Annotated in this window: 2 protein-coding genes; both read right to left on the reverse strand. The window is 61.3% G+C overall.

What is annotated here, in order from left to right:
• On the reverse strand, nt 1–316 hold a 316-nt coding region (locus ACESL8_RS03175; protein ID WP_372915880.1), incomplete at its 3' end, for a hypothetical protein.
• Nucleotides 316–2,025, reverse strand: a 1,710-nt coding sequence (gene bamA / locus ACESL8_RS03180; RefSeq protein ID WP_372915882.1) for an outer membrane protein assembly factor BamA, incomplete at its 5' end; no start/stop codon positions are given. The genes bamA and ACESL8_RS03175, both read right to left, overlap by 1 nt.

Here is a 2,025-nt window from a genome sequence, read left to right on the forward strand (position 1 = left end):
CGGCCTGGCCGCGGCGCGCATCGAAATCGCGCACCTTGGCTTGCCATGCCTGCACGGCGGGCGCGGCGGCACCCTGTTGCGGCTGGGTATCACGCAGGGCTTTTTCTTCGGCAGCAAGGCTGGTGCGCAGCTGGCTCAGGCGCGCATTGAGGGCATCAGCCTTGGGCTTCAGCTCGGCCTGAGCGGCCTTTGCGGCAGCAGACGTGGCGATCATTTCCTGGCGGTCGACCGTGACGATAATGGCGGCCGGCAGTTGCTGCGCCAGCACCGGGGCGGAGACGCCGGCGAGCGCCAGCGCAATCAGAGTTTTCTTCATCAGAATGCAGTCCCTACGTTGAATTGGAAAAGTTGCGGATCGTCACCCGGTTGCTTGACCAGGGCCTTGGCAAGATCGAACCGGAACGGCCCGAAGGGTGAATTCCAGTTGACCCCGATACCGACCGAAACACGCGGTCTCGGCGAATTACCGAGGAATTCCTCGACGAAGCCCGCCGATGCGCCATCGCTGGGCAGGCACTGCGCCACTTGGCCAGGCACGCGCGGTGCCGGCCTGCCCGGGCTATCCTGGCAGGTCAAGCTGGGGGTCTTGAGGCTCCACAACGCGCCGACATCGGCAAAGATCGACGGGCGCAGGCCCAGTTCGCTGCCGGCCGAACCGATCGGAATGCGGATTTCAGCCCGTGCCAGATAATAAGCCCGGCCACCCAGCGAATCGTCAAGCGCCTGCCGGCGATCCTGCACGATGCCGCCGGCAAGATCGAGCGGACGGCGCAGCACGCGCGGGCCGACGCCGCGGATGTTGAACCCGCGGAACTGCGGCTGACCCAGGAAGAAACGATTGGTCAGGATCACGTCTTGCCCGCCATAGCCAAAGGCATAGCCGCCTTCCGCACCCACGTTGAGCACGAAACCAGTGCCAAACAACGGGGTGAAGAAATCGTAATTGGCGCGGGTGGTGACAAATTTGATGCCGATCGGGATGCCCGACACATCCTGGCTGAACGTGAACCGCTGGCCCGCAGACGGCAGCCGCAAATTGTTCAGGCTGTTGTAGATCAATGAAAAACCAAGGGTGGAAATCGTACGGTTGCCCAGCTGTTCGCACAGGAAGCGGCCGGCACGCAGCGGATCGCAGACGCCATTGGTAAAGAATACGGCCTGATCCAAGCCAATCTCTTCACGGCTCAGGCCATAGCGCAGCGATGCGGCCCAATATTCGGTGATCGAAAAGCCGGTGCGAACCTGGAAGCCGGTCGAAACCTGGGTGTAGGTGGTGTCGCGCGTGTTGTTGCCGGTGAAGCGGAACGAGCGGAAATCACGGCGGAACACATCAAGGCCCAGCGCCAGGTTGCGGCCGCCCAGATAAGGCTCGGTAAAGCCGGCTTCGACCGAACGGGCAAAGCTGGAGATGTTGCCCGAAAGCCGGATTTCCTGGCCGCGGCCGCGGAAGTTGCGCTGGCGCACGCTGGCTGAAAAAATGAAGCGTTCGATCGACGAGAAACCAGCCGAAAGCTGCAATTCGCCGGTGGGTTTTTCCTGGATGTTGGTTTCCAGCACGATGCGATCGGGCGTGGTGCCGGGCTTTTGTTCGATGTCGAGCTTGTCCTGGAAAAAGCCGAGGCCGAGCAGGCGATCCTTGGAGCGCTTCACCTTGATCGAGTTGAAGGCATCACCTTCCGCAAGGCGGAATTCGCGGCGGATCACATTGTCACGCGTGATCGTGTTTCCGTTGATGGAAACCTTTTCCACATAGACGCGCGGCACCTCCCCGATCTGGAAGGTGACATTCATCTTCAGGTCTTCCTTGCTGCGCTCGAACTGCGGGCGCACATCGGCAAAGGCATAGCCGAGCAGGCCAGCGGTTTCCGACAGGCTTTCAACCGTGTTCTCGATCAACTGGGCGTTGTACCAATCGCCTTCCTTGAAGCGGATGATCGGGCGAAATTCCTTGGGCTTGATGTCGCGCAGCTGGCTTTCGAGCTCGACCTTGCCGAACTTGTAGCGATCGCCCTCCTCCACGACATA

Source organism: Sandarakinorhabdus sp. (assembly GCF_041689835.1).
GTDB lineage: Bacteria > Pseudomonadota > Alphaproteobacteria > Sphingomonadales > Sphingomonadaceae > Sandarakinorhabdus.